This window comes from Haloarcula pelagica (genome assembly GCF_030127105.1).
GTDB classification, from domain to species: Archaea; Halobacteriota; Halobacteria; order Halobacteriales; family Haloarculaceae; genus Haloarcula; species Haloarcula pelagica.
In genome coordinates, this window is the sequence record NZ_CP126161.1 from 767,173 (window position 1) to 784,623 (window position 17,451).

At 66.7% G+C, this 17,451-nt stretch carries 15 protein-coding genes; 10 read left to right on the forward strand and 5 right to left on the reverse strand.

Translation table 11 applies throughout. The features are described 5' to 3' along the window. Window positions 1–5 precede the first annotated feature (5 nt). From P1L40_RS04120 to P1L40_RS04155, 8 genes are read left to right on the forward strand one after another with little or no spacing between them, the layout of a single operon-like run. On the forward strand, window positions 6–959 hold the full coding sequence (locus P1L40_RS04120; RefSeq protein ID WP_284010047.1) for an ABC transporter permease: 954 nt from the start codon (window positions 6–8) through the stop codon (window positions 957–959). Between the two features lie 2 nt (window positions 960–961). After that, window positions 962–2,002: an ABC transporter permease gene (locus P1L40_RS04125; RefSeq protein ID WP_284010048.1), complete on the forward strand. Its 1,041-nt coding sequence runs from the start codon at window positions 962–964 to the stop codon at window positions 2,000–2,002. Continuing rightward, window positions 1,999–3,099, forward strand: a complete 1,101-nt coding sequence (locus tag P1L40_RS04130) for an ABC transporter ATP-binding protein (protein WP_284010049.1) — start codon at window positions 1,999–2,001, stop codon at window positions 3,097–3,099. The genes P1L40_RS04125 and P1L40_RS04130 overlap by 4 nt, the downstream gene beginning before the upstream one ends. After that, window positions 3,089–4,414 (forward strand): ABC transporter ATP-binding protein, encoded by a 1,326-nt coding sequence (locus P1L40_RS04135; RefSeq protein ID WP_284010050.1) that lies wholly within the window; start codon window positions 3,089–3,091, stop codon window positions 4,412–4,414. Before P1L40_RS04130 ends, P1L40_RS04135 begins: the two co-directional genes overlap by 11 nt. A gap of 42 nt (window positions 4,415–4,456) precedes the next feature. Continuing rightward, the gene (locus P1L40_RS04140) at window positions 4,457–5,029 is read left to right on the forward strand and encodes a DUF7974 family protein (RefSeq protein WP_284010051.1); all 573 of its coding nucleotides are present in this window, start codon (window positions 4,457–4,459) and stop codon (window positions 5,027–5,029) included. A gap of 3 nt (window positions 5,030–5,032) precedes the next feature. Continuing rightward, complete coding sequence (locus P1L40_RS04145) at window positions 5,033–5,893, forward strand: DUF8054 domain-containing protein (protein ID WP_284010052.1); 861 nt, start codon at window positions 5,033–5,035, stop codon at window positions 5,891–5,893. A 2-nt stretch (window positions 5,894–5,895) separates the two neighbouring features. After that, window positions 5,896–6,630, forward strand: a complete 735-nt coding sequence (locus tag P1L40_RS04150; RefSeq protein ID WP_284010053.1) for a 5-formyltetrahydrofolate cyclo-ligase — start codon at window positions 5,896–5,898, stop codon at window positions 6,628–6,630. A 57-nt stretch (window positions 6,631–6,687) separates the two neighbouring features. Beyond that, a complete protein-coding gene (locus P1L40_RS04155; protein WP_284010054.1) occupies window positions 6,688–8,721 on the forward strand; it encodes a hybrid sensor histidine kinase/response regulator in 2,034 nt (677 codons plus the stop codon). 44 nt (window positions 8,722–8,765) lie between these two features. Here the strand turns inward: P1L40_RS04155 and P1L40_RS04160 are convergent, their stop codons facing one another. The 3 genes from P1L40_RS04160 to P1L40_RS04170 all read right to left on the reverse strand — a co-directional run bounded on the left by P1L40_RS04160 (window position 8,766) and on the right by P1L40_RS04170 (window position 14,694). Further along, complete coding sequence (locus P1L40_RS04160; protein WP_284010055.1) at window positions 8,766–10,169, reverse strand: dihydrolipoyl dehydrogenase family protein; 1,404 nt, start codon at window positions 10,167–10,169, stop codon at window positions 8,766–8,768. Window positions 10,170–10,247: 78 nt separating this feature from the next. Beyond that, window positions 10,248–12,767 (reverse strand): efflux RND transporter permease subunit, encoded by a 2,520-nt coding sequence (locus P1L40_RS04165; RefSeq protein ID WP_284010056.1) that lies wholly within the window; start codon window positions 12,765–12,767, stop codon window positions 10,248–10,250. Window position 12,768: 1 nt separating this feature from the next. Further along, entirely contained in the window at window positions 12,769–14,694 is a 1,926-nt protein-coding gene (locus tag P1L40_RS04170) for a sialidase (protein ID WP_284010057.1), read from the reverse strand. A gap of 240 nt (window positions 14,695–14,934) precedes the next feature. On the opposite strand from P1L40_RS04170, the gene P1L40_RS04175 reads away from it, so the two are divergent. Continuing rightward, the gene (locus P1L40_RS04175) at window positions 14,935–15,552 is read left to right on the forward strand and encodes a TetR/AcrR family transcriptional regulator (protein WP_284010058.1); all 618 of its coding nucleotides are present in this window, start codon (window positions 14,935–14,937) and stop codon (window positions 15,550–15,552) included. A gap of 3 nt (window positions 15,553–15,555) precedes the next feature. Here P1L40_RS04175 and P1L40_RS04180 read toward each other — a convergent pair whose 3' ends face one another. Beyond that, entirely contained in the window at window positions 15,556–16,104 is a 549-nt protein-coding gene (locus tag P1L40_RS04180) for a response regulator (protein WP_284011104.1), read from the reverse strand. A gap of 110 nt (window positions 16,105–16,214) precedes the next feature. On the opposite strand from P1L40_RS04180, the gene P1L40_RS04185 reads away from it, so the two are divergent. After that, entirely contained in the window at window positions 16,215–16,817 is a 603-nt protein-coding gene (locus tag P1L40_RS04185) for a hypothetical protein (protein WP_284010059.1), read from the forward strand. A gap of 18 nt (window positions 16,818–16,835) precedes the next feature. Here P1L40_RS04185 and P1L40_RS04190 read toward each other — a convergent pair whose 3' ends face one another. Then, on the reverse strand, window positions 16,836–17,402 hold the full coding sequence (locus P1L40_RS04190) for a response regulator (RefSeq protein ID WP_379775764.1): 567 nt from the start codon (window positions 17,400–17,402) through the stop codon (window positions 16,836–16,838). Between the last annotated feature and the right edge of the window lie 49 nt (window positions 17,403–17,451).

The window sequence follows — 17,451 nt, forward strand, 5'->3', positions numbered from 1 at the left end:
CGAACATGAGCCTGCGACGCTTCATCGTCAAGCGGTTGTTGTTGGTGTTCCCGATACTGTTCGGTGTCTCGGTGATCACGTTCGCGCTCGTCCAGTTGACGCCGGGTGATCCGATCGACGTAGTGGTGGCGTTGAACCCGGACATCTCGCCGGCCGAGGAGGCCCGCCTCCGCGCCCGGTACGGGCTGAACGACCCGATCTGGTCGCAGTACATCCAGTGGCTGACCGACGTGTTACGGGGCGACTTCGGGACGGTCATCGCGACCGACCGCGCCGTCAGCGACGTGATCGTCGAACGGCTCCCCGAGACGATCGCGCTGGGGCTGTTCGGCTGGGTGTTCGCGGTCGTCATCGCCATCCCGACCGGGATCTACGCCGCCGTCCGGAAGGACGAACTCGGTGACCACGTCAGTCGCTTCGTGGCGCTGTCGGGCATCTCGATCCCGAACTTCTGGCTCGGCCTGATGTTGATTCTGGTCGGCTCGCTCATCGTCGGCGCGTGGCCGGTGTTGCCACCGCGAAAGCCGCTGTATCACCCCGAAACGCTGTGGTATCTCCTCCTCCCGGGCATCACCATCGGTACCGCGTCGGCGTCGACGCTGATGCGAATCATGCGCTCGTCGATGGCCGAGGAGATGAACAAGGAGTACGTCACCGCCGCCCGCGCCAAGGGCCTGCCCGAACGCACGGTCGTGCTCAAACACGTCCTCCGGAACTCGCTGATCTCGGTGACGACGGTGGCCGCCTTCCTGACCGCGAGCATCGTCGCCGGCTCTGTCGTCGTCGAGTCGGTCTTTGGCTGGCCGGGGCTTGGACAGGCACTCGTCGGCGCCGTCAGGAACCGCGAGATCGACCTCATCCTGGCGATCACCCTCTTTATCGGGGTCGCGATCATCCTGGCGAACCTCGCGGCCGACATCATGTACGCGGTGCTGGACCCACGGATCAGGTACGATTGACAATGTCAACTGAACGAGGACGGATCCGGGTAACCGGGTTCGACACGGACCAAGTGACCGAACGAGAAGCACTGTCGGACTGGAGCGAAGCCACGGGTGGCGAGACGGTGAGTCGGTGGCGCCGGGCGTTGCGGCGGTTCCGTCAGAACCGGGTCGCCATGCTCGGCGTCGTCGTCGTCACGGCGATGTCGCTGCTGGCGATCCTCGCCCGCCCGATCACCGTCGGCGGGATCCCCGTCCAGCCCATCTCCATCGCGCCCTACGACCCGAGCAACATCCTGTATCTGGACCCCACAGCGGACGTGGGTCGGTACGATCCGCCGACGCTGGCACACCCGATGGGGACCGACGCCTCCGGGCGTGACCTGTTCTCCCGGGTGCTCGTCGGCGGTCGACGCAGCATCTCTATCGGCTTCGTCGTCGTCGGAATCACGGCCACGTTTGGCCTCGTCTACGGGGCCGTCGCCGCCTACTACGGCGGCTGGATCGACGAGGTGTTGATGCGGTTCGTCGACGTGATGATCGCGTTCCCCGGTCTCGTGCTGGCGCTGGTCATCGTCGCGCTGCTGGGCGGGGGGTACTGGCCGCTCGTGATCGCCTTCTCCGTGCCCGGCTGGACCGGCTACGCGCGGATCATCCGCGGCGAGATCCTCTCGGTGAAGGAAAACGAGTACGTGCTGGCCGCCCAGGCGCTCGGTGCGCGCGACCGGTCGGTCATCTTCCGCCACATCGTTCCCAACGCCATGGCGCCGCTGATCGTCCAGGCCTCGCTTGCCATCGGGACGGTCGTCATCGGCGTCGCCGCGCTTGGCTTCCTCGGCCTGGGCTTCGAGCCCGGCACCCCCGAGTGGGGGACGATGCTCGACCAGACCCGCGAGACGCTGATCCAGGGGCCGACCGGAACGATTCCCTGGTGGGCGACCGTGTTCCCCGGCGGCGCCATCTTCCTGTTCGTGATGGCGATGAACATGATCGGTGACGGGGTCAACGACGCCTTAGACGCCCAGGAGGTCGGCAACGTCGACCAGGGAGGCGGCGGATGAGCCTGCTGGAAGTCGACGACCTCACGGTGAACTTCTACACCGAAGACGGGATCGTCACGGCCGCAGACGGCCTCTCCTATCGCATCGAGGCCGGCGAGACGTTCGGCGTCGTCGGCGAGAGCGGCGCCGGCAAGAGCGTCACCGCCCTCTCGCTGATGCGGCTCATCGAGGACCCAGGCCGGATCGAGAGCGGCGAGATCCGGTTCAAAGGCGAGGACATCCTCTCGATGAGCGAGGAGGAGGTCCGGTCGGTGCGGGGCAACGAGATCGCGATGATCTTCCAGGACGCACAGACCGCGCTCAACCCCGTCTACTCCGTCGGCGAGCAGATCGCCGAGGCGATCCGTCACCACATGGACTACGACGACGCGGCCGCCCGCGATCGGACGGTCCGCCTGCTTGACCGCGTCGGGATCCCCGACGCCGAGAGCCGGTACGACGACTACCCACACGAGTTCTCCGGCGGGATGCAACAGCGGGCCGTCATCGCGATGGCGCTGTCCTGTGACCCGGACCTGTTGATCGCCGACGAGCCCACGACCGCGCTCGACGTGACCACCGAGGCGAAGATCCTCGACCAGATCGAGGATCTGGCCGACGAGTTCGACACCGCGGTCCAGCTGATCACCCACGATCTGGGCGTCGTGGCGAAGACCTGCGAGCGCGTGATGGTGATGTACGCCGGCCGCCCGGTCGAGAAGGCGCCGGTCGAAGAGCTGTACTACGACCCGAAACACCCCTACACCGTGGGGCTGATGAGTTCGATCCCCCGGATCGGCGACACCCGCGAGCGACTCCAGACCATCCCGGGGACGATGCCGGACCTCGTGGAGGTGCCGCCGGGCTGTAGCTTCCACCCGCGCTGTCCCTACGCCGAGGAGTCCTGTACGCGCAAACAGCCGGGGCTGGTCGACCCCGAGACCGGCGAGCCCGCCGACGACGACGCCGACCACGCCAGCGCCTGTCTGGCCTACACCGGCGACCTGGACGGTGACCTCGACTACGAAGTCGTCGTCGACGGTGAACTCGACGTTGCCGGCGATGGCGAGGACAGCGCCGACGACGGAACCATCGAGGAGGAACAGGATGCCTGGTGAGGAACCGATCCTCCGCGCGGAGAACGTCACGAAGTACTACGACGCCTCCAGCGGCTTCCTCGACAGCCTGCTCGGCGGCGACCAGTACGTCAAGGCCGTCGACGGCGTCGACCTGGAACTCATGGAAGGCGAGACGCTGGGCGTGGTCGGCGAGAGCGGCTGCGGGAAGACGACGCTCGGACGGACCCTGTTGCGACTCACCGAACCGACCGACGGCTCGGTGTACTACCGCGGCGACGACCTCACGGAGATGGGGTCGAGCGAACTCCGTGACCTCCGGAAGGACCTCCAGTACATCTTTCAGGACCCCTTCGCCAGCCTGAACCCGCGGTTGACGGTCGGAGACATCATCGGCGAACCGCTGGACATCCACGACATCGCCTCCGGCAAGGCACGGACCCAGCGGATCTACGACCTGCTGGAGACCGTCGGTCTGAACCCCAGCCACACCCACCGCTACCCACACGAGTTCTCGGGCGGCCAGCGCCAGCGGATCGGCATCGCCCGGGCGCTGGCTGTCGACCCCGAAGTCATCATCTGTGACGAACCGGTGTCGGCGCTGGATGTCTCGGTGCAGGCCCAGATCCTCAACCTCTTGGAGGAGCTCCAGGAAGAGCTCGGGCTGTCGTACATCTTCATCGCCCACGACCTGAGCGTGGTCGAGCACATCTCCGACCGCATCGGCGTGATGTACCTGGGCGAGTTCGCCGAGGTCGGGACGACGCGGGACGTGTTCGAGCCGCCGTATCACCCCTACACGGAGGCGCTGCTGTCCGCGGTCCCCGAACCCGACCCGCTCTGGGAGGGCGAGGAGATCTTCCTGCCCGGCACCGTCCCGTCGCCGATGGACCCGCCGTCGGGCTGTCGGTTCCACACCCGCTGTCCCGAGATCATCCAGCCCGAGGGCTACGACATGCCACAGGAAGTCTGGCGGTCGATCATGGACCTGAAGCTCCGGCTTCGCCAGGCCGACGGTCTGGAGTCGGTCACAGCCGTCTCCGAGGAGACCGACGACCCGGCCGAGGCCGACCGGGCGACGCTGGGTGCGCTGGTCCGCGAGGAGTTCGACCTCCCCGAACGGGTACCGGACCCGCAGGCGGAAGACGAACTCTCGGCCGCCATCGACGACCTCCACGCGGGCGACCTGTCGGGCGCGACCGCGGACCTGAACGAGGCCTTCGAGTCGCCCTGCGAGCGACAGCACCCCGAGATGATCGAGCCCGCCGAGGGCCACTCGATCGCCTGTCTGCTGTACGAGGACCAGTTCGACGACGATCACGCAAGCGCGACCGGCGGCGCGGCCGCCGACGACTGACCCCTCGAAACAGTTTCCAGGACCGACACCCTACACGCTGTAATGCGTCGAATCTACGAGTCGGGGGCCGTCTCCCGGGACGACGACGACTCGTTTGCCCCCAACGAGCGCGACGAGGTCAAGCCCCAGGCGATGCGGTCGGTGCCCGGCAAGCGCCTGAGCAGCCTGCTCGTCCCGGAGTGGCTGTGCTACCGGGCGCTGTCGGTCGGCGTCGAGACACCGAAGCCCGACTTCGCGGTCGGGGAGGCCGTCCCGATCCGGGTGACGCTGCGCAACGCCCTCCCGATCCCGGTGACGCTGACGACCGAATCGCCGCTGCTGTGGACCTGGCACGTCGACGGCGTGCCGGAGGCGTCCCACGTCGAGCGGACGATCGCCGACGAGCCCGGGGAGTTCGCGTTCGATCGCGGGGAGCGAAAGACCTTCACCCGGACCTGGCAGCAGTCCGTTCGCGTCAGCGAGGACGAGTGGGAGCCTGCAGGGCCCGGCGAGTACACGATCGGGGCGCGGCTGAACGTGCCCGACGCGGCCGGGAAGGGTGTCGCTGCGGAGACGACGATCCGCATCGAGGACCGGGCGACCGACTCTTTTACCAGCGGGCCGCCCCACTCGTGAGCTATGAGCAGTGACGGCGCGTCGGTGACCGAACGGCTCAAGCACCCAGAGTACACCGGCGAGAACCGCTGCTGGCCGTGTACGGTCCTCAACCTCGGGATCGCCGCGGTCGGCTGTAGCGCGGCGGCGCTCCTGGCGGTCGAACTCGGGGGCGTCCTGTTTGGCCTCTCGCTGGCGGCGATCTACTTCAAGGGGTATCTCGTCCCCGGGACGCCGGCGCTGACGGCCCGGTATCTCCCCGAACCCGTGTTGCGGGCGTTCGGGAAGGAGGCGGCGTCACCGCGGGACCCGGCTGCCGACCAGGAGTGGGAGACGATCGAGCGGGTCAGAGACCACCGCGAGAACGCCGTCGACGTGGACGAGTATCTCCGGGAAGGCGGCGTCGTGGAAGGCGGCGACGACGAGCGGGCGCTGACCGACGAGTTCCGGTCGGCGCTCGCCGAGCGGGTCGATCCGGCGGCCGAGGCGTCGGCTGTCCGGGACGGCCTGGCGACCCTGTTCGACGTGTCCCCGGCCGAGATCACCCCCGAGGACGAGCCGTATCCGGCCTTCGTCGTCGAGCGACGGGTCCGCCACTGGCCCTCACAGAGCGCGCTGGCGGTCGACCTCGCGGCCGACGCCGTGCTCCGGGAGCGACGCGAGGACTGGCCGACGGTGCCCCTGGAACAGCGACTCGACGCGCTCGGGACCGTCCGGACGCTGACCGAGCGGTGCCCGGCCTGTGGCGGGACCGTCGCCGAGACCAGCGACACCGTCGAGGCCTGCTGTGGCGTCCACGAGGTCGTGGGTGTCCAGTGTGTCGACTGTGGGGCGCGGCTGGCCGAACTGGACGCGACGACCGACGAGGCGAAACTGACCTCCTGACGATGGACAAGCAAGCGATCCGCCAGCGCGTGTGGGACACCTTGGACGAAGCGGGGCTCGCCCGCTTCCCGTTTCCGCCACACGGGCGCATCCCGAACGTCGCCGGGGCCGACGAAGCGGCCGCTCGGCTGGCCGAGACCGACATCTGGCGTGACGCCGAGATCGTCAAGGCGAACCCCGATGCGCCACAGCTTCCCGTCCGGCGCCGTGCGCTGCGAGCGGGCAAGACCGTCTACATGGCGGTGCCGCGGCTACGCGACGAGCGGTGTTTCTACGAACTCGATCCCGCCGAACTGGCCGACCTCGAACGGGCGCCCACCGTCTCGAACGTCGCGGACCACGCCAGCCAGGTCGGCCCCGAGGCCGTCCCGGAGATCGATCTCGTCGTCTCCGGGAGCGTCGCCGTCACCGAGGACGGCGCCCGAGTCGGGAAAGGCGAGGGGTTCAGCGACCTGGAGTTCGCCGTCCTCCGGGAGCTGGGGCTGGTCGGCGACGGGACGGCGGTCGTGACGACCGTCCACGAACGGCAGGTCGTCGGCGGCCCCTCGGGCACGGTCGAGTCGGCCTCGGTCCCCGTCGACGCCCACGACGTGCCGATGGACTGGGTAGTCACGCCCGAACGCACCGTCGAGACCGAGACGCCCGACGACCGTCCCGACGGCGTCGACTGGGGGGCGCTCCCGCCCGAACGGATCGAGGAGATGCCAGTTCTGGCCGCGCGTTCGCCCGACGAATAGGTCGTTCGGTCGTCATCTAGCCCATCGTTCTTTACCCGCGTAGCGTCATACCTGTGTATGAACAGCCCCGAACAGTTCGGGGGCGTGGGGAGCGACGGCGAAGACGCAGAGACGATCGAACTCCTGTACGTCGACGACACCGGCGCGACAGCGACTGTGACCCGGACGGCACAGTCGCTCGGGACTCCGTTCGAGGTCCACACTTGCGAGCGGGTCTCCGACGCCGTCGAGCGACTTGAAGCGGCGTCGATCGACTGTGTCGTAAGCGAGTACGCCCTGGCCGACCGGACGGGGCTGGCGCTGCTAGGCGAGGTCCGCGAACGGGCGCCCGAGATGCCGTTCGTCCTGTTTACCGACGACGGAGACGAGTCGGTGGCACGCGAAGCGATCACGCTCGGGATCACGGAGTACATCGAGAAGACACCGACCGAAGAGCAGACCGAGTTGCTCCTCCGCCGGGTCGTGGAGGCCGTCTCCGAGCGCGAGGAGCGGACGGCGATCCTCGACCGGATGGCCGACGCCTTCTTCGCGCTGGACAGGAACTGGGAGTTCACCTACCTCAACGAGCGTGGCCGGGAGATCATCCGGAGTGCAGCCAGTGACCGAGTCGCGACGGCGGAACTCGTCGGGAGAAACATCTGGCAGATCATCCCCGGAGCCATCGGAACGGAGTTTTACGACCGATACCACGAGGCGATGGACGAACAATCACCCGTGTCCTTCGAGGCCAGATACGACGCCCTGGACACGTGGTTCGAGGTGCGGGCGTACCCCTCCGCCACCGGCCTGTCGGTGTACTTCCGGGACATCACCGACCGTGTGGAACGCGAGCAGTCGATCGCCGAGCGCGAGGAGGCGCTCAGAGAGATGTACCGGGTGACCGCACAGAAGGAAACGTCGCTCGAATCGAAAGTCGAAGCCCTCCTCGGGATCGGGAAGGACCTGTTGCGGACCGAGTTCGCCGCCCTCTCGCGCATCGAGGGGCAGACGTACGTCTTCGAGATCACGGACACGCCCGAAGACGGGCCGGAACCGGGCGATACCGTCCCGCTGTCGACGACGAACTGCGAGCGAGCGATCGACGAGGAGGAGACGCTCGTCCTGTCGGACATCGCCGAGCAGGCACCGGAGCTGACAGACCGCGCGGGGTTCACCGAGCAAGGGATCGCCTGTTACCTCGGGACCCCGGTCGTCGTCGATGGCTCGGTGACTGGGACGTTCTGTTTCTACGACCGGGGCGCGCGGACGGAGCCGTTCGCCGACTGGGAGGTCACGCTGGTCGAGCTGATGGGCAACTGGGTCAGCTACGAACGCGAGCGACAGCGGCGCGAACAGGCGCTGACCCGCGAGCGCAATCGGATGGCCGACTTCGCGAACTTTGTGAGCCACGACCTCCGGAACCCGCTCAGCGTCGCGACCGGCCACCTCGACCTGATCGAGGCGGAGTACGACGGCGATCCGGAGCACGTTCGGAAGGTCGAGTCCGCACTGGAACGGATGGACGCGCTCATCGAGGATGTCCTGACACTCGCCCGGTCCGGGGACCGAGTCGTCGAGGCGTCGCCGGTCGACGCCGAGTCGACCGCCCGCACGGCCTGGGCCGGCGTCGACACCGAGGCCGAGACGCTCGAAATCGTCGACTCGTTCACCCTCGACGGTGACGAGAACCGCCTCAGACAGCTGTTCGAGAACCTGTTTCGGAACGCCGTCGAACACGGTTCGACGGGCAACCGGACGGAGTCCGATGACAGCGTGGAACACGGCTCCACGGACAGTCGGCCGGAGGCCGACGACAGCGTCGAACGCACCGATGTCGAGGATGGAGACGGAAGGGACGGGGTGACCGTGCGTGTGGGCCCGCTATCGGACGACAGCGGCTTCTTCGTCGCCGACGACGGCTCGGGCATCCCTGCAGACGAGCGCGATCAGGTGTTCGAGAAGGGATACACCACGGCGACCGAGGGGACGGGGCTGGGACTGCGGATCGTCAGGGAGATCGCCAAGGCCCACAGCGGGAACGTGAGCGTCACCGAAAGCGACGACGGCGGTGCGCGCTTCGATGTCAGCGGTATCGATGTCGACAGTCGGTGAGCGGCCGCTCCCGGCACGCCGTTCGCGATTCGTCGTGCGGGGAGTCACTCCAGTTGCGCCGCACAGTCCCTGATGAGGCCGTCGACGTTCTCCGGCAGCGTCGGGTGGTAGGCTCGGTCGGGCAGGTCACGAACGTCGAGTCCGAGTTCGACGACGATCTGGAGCGTCTTCGCGAAGCTGTCGGCGTGGTAGTGCAGGCCCTGCCAGCCCAGAACCGTCCCGTCGTCGGCGTCGACGACGAGTTTCGCGAGGCCCTCGGGAACGTCTTTGGACTTGAACACGCCGTCGTCGCTGGCCTGCCGGGTCGCCGTGACGGTGTCGTAGCCGGCCGCCCGCGCGGTCCCTTCGGTGTGGCCGACCCGGGCGAACGGGTAGACCCCCAGCCCGGAGAAGATGACGTGGTGGTGGACGTTCTCGTAGGGTTGTGGGTCGGCGCCGGCCTCCTGTCGGCGGATGTTCTCGGCAGCGGTGAACCCCTGCTCTTTGGCGACGTGGAGGATCGGCTCCTTGCCGTTGACATCCCCGATGGCGTAGACGTGGTCGGCGTCCCGGGTCTGCATCGTCTCCCGTGCCCAGTCACCCTCGGGCGTGATTCCGGCGTTGCCGAGGCCGAGACCGTCGACGGTCGGTCGACGGCCGGTGAAACAGAACAGTTGGTCGGCCTCGTAGACATCCTCCGTCCCGTCGTCGAACTCGACGTAGAGGCGGACGCCGCCGTCGGCCGTCGCTTCGAGTTCACACTCGTAGCAGTTGGTCGGGATGTCGATGGCCCAGTTGTCCTCGTAGATCCGGCGGGCCTCGTCGCCGAAGGCCGGGTCGGCCTCGTCGATGGGGCGCTCGTCGTGTTCGATCACGGTCAGGTCCATCCCGCCGGCTTCCGCGAGGTAGGGCACCAGTTCCATCCCGATGTACCCAAAGCCCATCACGATCCCCGAATCCGGGAGGTCGGTGGCGTGGAGCACGTCCTTGCTCGTCATGAAGTCGACGGCATCGATCCCGGGGATGTCGGGGACGTTGACCGACGACCCCGTGGCGACGACGATGTAGTCGGCGTCGTAGTCCGTCCCACCGGCCCGGACGGTGTGGTCGTCGACGACCGTCGCGGTGTCGTGGACGAAGGTCACGTCGTCCCGGTCGGCCATCGTGTGGATCGACTCCCGCCGGTGGCCGGCCCAGCCCCGCGTCCGGTCGTTTTTCGTCTCGACGACGCGCTCCAGATCGATTTCGGGAACGTCCCCGACGAGGCGGTCGTCGTGGCGCGCCTGGAAGCGGTGGGCGGCCGCCGACAGGACCTCCTTCGAGGGCATACAGCCTTCGAGGATACAGAGGCCGCCGCCGGGGTCGCCGTCGTCGATGAGTGTGAGTTCGATCCCGTCGGTCTCGACGAGTTCGCCGGCGGCCGCGGCGCCGGCGCTCCCGTACGCGCCGATGATGACGACGTGAGTCATACTGGGTCCAGTATCCCTGCGGGGATAAAATCCACAGAAGTGTGTCCGGCCCGGACACGACCGGGGTCCGATCGCTCGTCAGTCGTCGACGCCGGCCGCCTGGTCGGTGACAGCCTCGGTGTCGTCGTCGGGTAAGACACCCAGTGGCCGGTCGCGGTTGAACAGGCGGTCCCAGACGACCAGCACCGACGGGAGGACCAGGAGCGACGAGAGGAAGGCGTACGCGACCGACATCGCCGTGAGGATCCCGAACTGACCGATCGCCGGGAACACGGCGAGAGCGAGGACGCCGATCCCGAACACCGTCGTCAACATGCTTCCCAGCAACGCTCCGCCGGTCCCGCGGACGGTCCGGTCCAGCGCCGTCTCCAGGTCGGTCTCCTCTATCTCGTCGGCGAACCGGTGGGTGACGTGGACCGAATAGTCGACCCCGAGTCCGATGGTGATCGCGAGCATCGTCGCCGTCAGCGCGTTGAACGGGATGTCGAGCACCCGCATCGTCCCCGCCAGTACGGCGACGGTGATCACCACCGGGACGAGGTTCGCGACCCCCAGCGACGCCCGGCCTTCGAGCAGGTGGTAGATCAACACCAGGAACACCGCCGTCCCAGCCAGTGCAATGGCGAGCGACTGGATCGCCGACGCGAAGATGGCGTCGGAGACGGCCTGGAAGACGACGATCGATCCCGTCGCCGTCGCCTCGTATCGGAAGTCCTCGGCGACGGTCCGTGCGTCGGTGGCGACCTCCGCGTCGGAGGCGTCGGACTCGACGGTGTAGACGACGCGCGTGCTCCGGTAGTCCTCGGTGATGTAGTTGAGCGCCTGTCCACGCACCGGGGAGTCGAGCAGGTAGTCGTAGATCTTCCCGAGGTTGTCGTCGGGGATCCCGTTGTCGTTGGCGTCGTTGCGCTCGACGAGTCGCCGGAACTCCTCGTCGCGCTCGGCGTGGTCCTGGATGACGGTCACGATCGATGTCGAGGACGCACGGCCGTTCTCGCGGACGAACGAGTCGGGCGGGTTGTCTCCCGCCCGATAGATCTGTTCGAGGGCGTCGTCTTTCCGCATCGGGCCCTCGACGTAGATCGTCGCCTGACTGCTCTGTGTCGAGGAGAACTTGTCTTCGAGGAAGTTGGTGACGCCGGTGACGGTGTACTCGCTCGGCGCGAACGGTTCGGGCAGTTCTTCGAGATATTCGGGGTTGTCCTCCGGCGGAAGGAAGTCCTCCTGGGAGAACGATGTCGAGACGCCCGTCGCGTAGACGCTCGCCCCGCCGGTCACCACGAGCACGAGCAACAGGAAGACGACCGGGGCCCGTTCGGAGATGGCGACACCGCCACGGAGGACGCCACCCAGGGCCGACTCTTCGGACCCGAGCGGTCGCTGGCTGAACGTCGGGATGGGGTAGTTCTCACGGAGCCGGTCCAGTTCCACCTTCGCGGCCGGGAGGAACACGCCGAAGATGGCGAACGTGAACAGGATCCCGATAGCCGCGACGTAGCCGAAGTCCTGGATCGGCGGCAGCGAACTCGTCAGGTTCGCCAGGAAGCCGATGACCGTCGTCCCCGTGACGATGAAGAAGGCGACGATCAACTGGTCAGTCGTGATCCGCATCGACGTGCCGATACCGGTGCCGTTCTCGCGTTCCTCCCGGTAGCGGTTGATGGCGTGGATCCCGAAGTCGATCCCGACCGCCAGCAACAGCGGCGGGACCGCGATGAGCATCTGTGAGAACGGGATGCCCGCCAGCCCCATGAACCCGAACGTCCAGACGATCGTCATGAACAGGGCGATCAGGCCCAGCGCCATGTCCGCCAGGTCCCGGTAGGCGATCGTCAGGAACAGGAGGATAAAGAGGACCGCCGCCGGAACCGTCAGGATCAGCGAGTCACCGACGACGTTCGAGAACTCCGCGGCGAGGATGCCCGAGCCGAACACCGTGATACCGTTTGGCCCGGTCGAGGAGACGACGAAGTCCGAGCGCTGCTGGATGCTCGTCAGCGGACTCGACCCGCCCTGTCCCGACCCCGAGGAGAGGCCTGCCGGGACCTCGTGGGTGACGAGCCCGATGGTCGCGGAGGCGCTCGCAGACTCGCGGTTGAAGTCGTTGCTGACCAGCGAGGTGAACTGCGGTGTCTCCGTGGCCGCGTCGCGGACCGCGGCGTCGATCTCGCTGTTGGTCGCACGTTCGACCGCGCGGATCTGTGCCTCGGTGGTCGTCGCGTCAGGATCGAGCTGAGTGGCGACCAGTCCAGCGGCGGAGGATGTCGACGTGACCCGTAGCTCGGCGTGGTCTTCCAGGCGGTTCTGTGACCGGAGCATCCGCAACATCGACGCCTTCGAGAGGACGTTGTTGCTATCCTGGATGAGCTGTGTGTTGCCGGTGTCGGTCTCGAAGCTGGGAGAGAACTTCGTGTTGACCTGTTCGAACGCCTCCTCGGCGGGGAGTCCGGTGGTGAACTGCGAAGTCCCGGCGTTCGTCGAGACGCCGCCGAGGCCGGCACCGAACAGGAGCGTCACCACCAGGAAGGTGATGACGACTCTCCTGGAGTCCTCGACGATCCGGTCGTCGATCCAGTCGATGTACCGCTGGTGATCCATCTTATCGGTACCTGAGGTATCCGGCCACCGCAAGCGCAACCAGTAGCACGATGCCACCGATCAGCGGGAGCGGGAGTCCGCCGCCGCTCTGTTCCGTGACCGAAACCGGGAAGCGGTAGGTGTCGGAGATCGACGTGTCGCCGTCGGGCTCCTCGTACTGGAGGTCCATCGAGACGGGGTAGGTCTTCTCCATCGCACCGCCGCTGGCGCTGATACCGAACTTGAGCGTCGCCGACTCACCGGGGTCGAGCCCGGAGACGAACGCGTTGTCGTCGGTCGCCGAGATGGGTGCGTTGGTGAACAGCTTCGCGTCGATGTTGGTCAGGCGCTGGTCGTTGGTGTTGGTGACCGTGAGTTCGATAGTCTTGGTCTGGCCGGCACTGACGTTGACATCGGTCGTGTCGATGCGGAACTCGTCTGCGCTGTCGGCGACCGGCTGCAGGATCTCGATCGTGTCGCTCTCGCGGCGGTCGCCCTCACGGTTGCGATAGCGGGTCACGAAGTCGAACTGCCGGGGGCCGCCCTCGGCGGCGCTGGAGACATCGACGCCGAACGAGACCTGTGCGGAGGCGCCGGGTTCGAGGTTCCCGACGGCGTACTCGGTCTTCTGTGGCGAGATGTTGTCGTTCTCGCTGTCCCAGACGAGCACGACGTTCTGAACCGCGTTCGCGCCGGTGTTGGTCAGAGTCGCGTTGAGCCGCCCGTCGTCGCCGGCCCGGAGGTTCGATTCGACTTCGGTCAGGCTGAACGTCTGTTCGGGCTCCGGCTGCAGACCCAGTTGGATGTTCTCGTCGGCGCCGGCGTCGCCCTCGGGATCGGTGTAGCCGACCGTCGCCACGAGCGCGTAGGGCCGTACCTGCGCGTTATCGCTGGTGGTCGCTTCGACGCGGACCGTCCGGGTTTCGCCGGGCTGCCACGGGCCGACGTACTGGGTCGTCGACTCGGAGCCGCTGAACGACACGTCGCTGCTCTGTGAGGTGATCTGGACCGTCGCGTCGTTGACGGCGATGGGACCCTCGTTGCGGAAGGTCACGTTGTAGGTTCCGGTGTCGCCCACCGACACGTCGCTGTCGAGTGCGGTGACGCTGAACGTCTGTTCGGACGCCAGGTCGACGCCGACGGACTGGCGGGCCGAAGTACGGTCGGCGCCCGACTCGTCCTCGAAGTTGACGGAGAGGCCGAACTCGTAGGCGTCGGCTTCCGCGTTGGGCGTCGAGCCGACACGGTAGCTGAAGGTCCGGAGTTCACCGGGCTCCCACTCGGAGACGTAGCGGGAACTGGCCTGCTGGCCGCCGACGGTGAGTTCGGAGCTGCTGGACTCGAAGCTGACGGAGGCGTCACTGGCGTCCTGGGAGCCCGTGTTCTCGACGGTGACCGAGACGGTGCCTGTCGACCCGACGCGGGCGTTCGAGTCGACATCGGTCACGTCGAACTTCGCGCGGTCGGAGACTCTGACTGTGACGTACTCCCGGACCGTCGCGTCCGTTTCATCGCGGTCGCCCGTGCTCTCGGAGATGTAGTCGGTGTACTTGTACTTGAGATCGACCGGGACGCGGTAGGTCCCGGGTTCGGCGTCGTCCTGAACGACGACATCGAACGAGATCGGTTCCGTGGTGGTCTCGGGCAGCGACCCGTAGACCTGCTGACCGGTCGTGATCGTGAACGGCCCGCCACCGTCTCTGACGGCCACCCGCAGTCCGCGGGCGGTCGTCACTTGGCTGTTGTAGTTCGGGTTGCGTGCGGATGCCGTCTCCAGTGATCCGGTGTTCGTCAGCACGACATCGAACGTCGTCTCCTCGCCGGGGACGACCGTCGATTCGGTGAGTGTAGCTGTGATGTCGGGGCTCCCGACAACGGCGCCGGCGGCGATACCGGGTACCAGCAACAATGCGACAACTGCCAGCGTGAGAAGTGTACGTGAGTTCATAACTGTGACTGGAGGCCGACTGTGCAAGTGTGATTAGTAGCAGAACGGGACAGTTCGGGACGGTGGGGCACCGGCGTCGACAACGGGTTTGACAGGCTGGTATCGAACCCCCCACGAGTGTCTCGACTATCGTGTTCCATTCCGCGTTCTCGGATCGAATGAACGTTCGGTTGGTTATCAACGTTGTGGTTCACCCGTCATCTACAGGGTATTTATGCACCCGAACGAATATTCGGTCAGATGGTCGATGGGGTTCCGTTCAGCGGTGAACCGGGCGATTCGAGAGAGGCGATCATGCACGCCACGTTCTGTGCGCTCCAGCAGCACGGCTACGCCGGACTCTCGATCCAGCGGATCGCGGACGAGGCGGAGCTGAGCAAGTCGACGTTCTACCACCACTTCGACGGCAAGGAGGACCTGCTGTTGTCCTTTCTGGAGTTCATCCTCGATACGTTCGATCAGCTGTTCCAGCTCGAATCCTCTGGCGACCCTCACGCCGATCTGAAGACTTTCGTGAGCCTGGTCCTCGGTGACTTTCCACACGCAGAGGAGCTCCCCGACAGGGACGCCGCGTTGCGGACGTACGTCGAGTTGCGCGCCCACGCGGTTCGAACCCCCGAGTTCCGCGCGAAGTTCACCGAGACCGACCACCGGTTCACCGACCGGGTATCGACGATCATCGAGGAAGGGATCGAGGAAGGCGTGTTCGCCGATGTCGACCCCGAGCAGACGGCGCAGTTCCTGCTCACGATGATCGACGGGATCGTCCTCCAGAACGCGACCCGGGAGGACGACCCCGTCGCGACGATGCAGGAGTCACTGGAGACGTACATCGACGAGCGACTGGTCGTCCGGTGACGGTCAGCCGGTCTCCCGACGGATCGACTCGTGGGCCTGGACGAGCGCCTCGAAGTCGTCGATCGCCGTCCGGAGCGTCGTCTCGAGTTCGTCGGCACGGTTTCTGAGTGCTCGATACTCGCTGCTGGTGTCGAGTTGTCCCGGTGTCTTCTCGGCTTCGAGGACCGCGAGTTTCGCCGTGATCTCGAAGTACTCGTCGAGCCGCGCGTCCCGATCGGGCGTCGATAGCTGCTGGTCGAGCGCCGCGAGCAGCGTCTCGCGGTCGACGGGTTTGCAGAGGTAGTCGTCGAATCCCATTTCTAAGATGTTCAGGTCCGGATCGACGGCGGTGAGCATCACGACAGCGCCCTCGTACCCCCGCTCGCGGAGCCGATCGAGCACGTCGTCGCCGTGGATGTCCGGCATCCGGCGGTCCAGCAGGATCGCGTCGAACGCCGGCCCCGCGCGGTCGAGCGCGGCCTCGCCGCCGTAGACCGTCTCGGTCTCGTAGTAGCCGGCGAGACGGGCCGCCTGTGTGTCTGCGACCGCCTGCTCGTCGTCGACGATCAACACGCGACCGTTTTGGGACGATACCACAGCTAATCTATCGTTGACGCGCGTTTATGCCTGACGCCCGATCGATGCGGAAAGGGTTAACCCGCGGCCGGTCGACGGATCGGGTGATGGCCGGCAGATCGGAACAACAGGACGGGAGTCGGTTCGGGAGCGTCGCGACGATGGTCGCCTGGATCGGTGCCGGGGCGGTCCTCGTCGCCGGCGGGGCGCTCGCCGTCGGTTCGGTCGTCGACCTCCCGCTGTCGCGGACCGTCCTCGGTGGTCTGGGGATCGCACTCGGTGGCGGCATCGGTGCGGTCGGCTACATCGTTTCGGTCGACGACATCGAGCACCCCGAGACCGATCGGCCGGCCGAGACCGTCGAACTCGACGACGAGGAGATCCCGGCCCCGGAACCGATCGACCTGTTCGGCGGCCACCCCGACCCGATCCTCTACTACACCGACGAAGGGTACGGGCCGGTCGTTCGGGCCGCGAACGAGGCGTTCGGCGCCACCTTCGATGTCCCGACTGCCCGGATCGCCGGGACGCCGCTGGGGGAGACACTGATGGCGGTCGACTCGGCGGCGATCGACACCGCGGCGGTCGCGGACGACGAGTTCGAAGCGACGAATACCTTCGAGACGGCGACCGGCCACAGGGAGTACCGATTGCGGTCGGTCGGGGACGGGGACGACGGCTATCTGCTGTACACCCCCCTGGAGCCCTGAGCGTCCTCGCCGGCAGTCTCACCCCGGTCGGCGGCCGATCTCTTCGAACGCCGTCGCGATGTCTTCGAACTCCGCGAGCGCGTCGTCCATCTCCGCTCTGAGGCGTGCCGCCCGCTGTTGGAGCTGTGCCATCTCGTCGCTGTCCTCGATCGACTGTGGTGTCTTCTCTGCTTCCAGTAACGCGAGCTTGGATGTCGTCTCCAGATACTCGGTCAGTCGGTCGTCGTACCGACGGGCAGCGAGTTGCTGTTCGATGGCGGCGACGAGATCGTCCTTGTCGACGGGTTTGCACAGGTAGTCGTCGAAGGGCATCTCGATGATGTCGAAGTCGGGGTCGACGGCCGTTATCATGATGACACGCACGTCGAGTTCCCGGTCGCGGATCGCTTCGAGCACGTCGTCACCGGAGATGTCCGGCATCCGTCGGTCGAGCAGGACGACATCGATGTCGTCGTCGATCAACTCCAGTGCCTCCCCACCGCCGTAGGCCGTCTCCGTCTCGTATTCGTTCCGGAGGCGCAGCGCGTAGACATCCGCGACCTCCGTCTCGTCGTCGACGACGAGGACAGTAGCCTCTGTCACAATATCCTGTAGTGCCCGCTGTGTCCATATAACTATACTGGGGAAGCGGTCA

Excerpts from the sequence above, each read along its gene's own strand:
- P1L40_RS04120 (WP_284010047.1), top strand. The coding sequence starts at position 6 with ATGAGCCTGCGACGCTTCATCGTCAAGCGGTTGTTGTTGGTGTTCCCG.
- P1L40_RS04125 (WP_284010048.1), top strand. The coding sequence starts at position 962 with ATGTCAACTGAACGAGGACGGATCCGGGTAACCGGGTTCGACACGGAC.
- P1L40_RS04130 (WP_284010049.1), top strand. The coding sequence starts at position 1,999 with ATGAGCCTGCTGGAAGTCGACGACCTCACGGTGAACTTCTACACCGAA.
- P1L40_RS04135 (WP_284010050.1), top strand. The coding sequence starts at position 3,089 with ATGCCTGGTGAGGAACCGATCCTCCGCGCGGAGAACGTCACGAAGTAC.
- P1L40_RS04140 (WP_284010051.1), top strand. The coding sequence starts at position 4,457 with ATGCGTCGAATCTACGAGTCGGGGGCCGTCTCCCGGGACGACGACGAC.
- P1L40_RS04145 (WP_284010052.1), top strand. The coding sequence starts at position 5,033 with ATGAGCAGTGACGGCGCGTCGGTGACCGAACGGCTCAAGCACCCAGAG.
- P1L40_RS04150 (WP_284010053.1), top strand. The coding sequence starts at position 5,896 with ATGGACAAGCAAGCGATCCGCCAGCGCGTGTGGGACACCTTGGACGAA.
- P1L40_RS04155 (WP_284010054.1), top strand. The coding sequence starts at position 6,688 with ATGAACAGCCCCGAACAGTTCGGGGGCGTGGGGAGCGACGGCGAAGAC.
- P1L40_RS04160 (WP_284010055.1), bottom strand. The coding sequence starts at position 10,169 with ATGACTCACGTCGTCATCATCGGCGCGTACGGGAGCGCCGGCGCCGCG.
- P1L40_RS04165 (WP_284010056.1), bottom strand. The coding sequence starts at position 12,767 with ATGGATCACCAGCGGTACATCGACTGGATCGACGACCGGATCGTCGAG.
- P1L40_RS04170 (WP_284010057.1), bottom strand. The coding sequence starts at position 14,694 with ATGAACTCACGTACACTTCTCACGCTGGCAGTTGTCGCATTGTTGCTG.
- P1L40_RS04175 (WP_284010058.1), top strand. The coding sequence starts at position 14,935 with ATGGTCGATGGGGTTCCGTTCAGCGGTGAACCGGGCGATTCGAGAGAG.
- P1L40_RS04185 (WP_284010059.1), top strand. The coding sequence starts at position 16,215 with ATGGCCGGCAGATCGGAACAACAGGACGGGAGTCGGTTCGGGAGCGTC.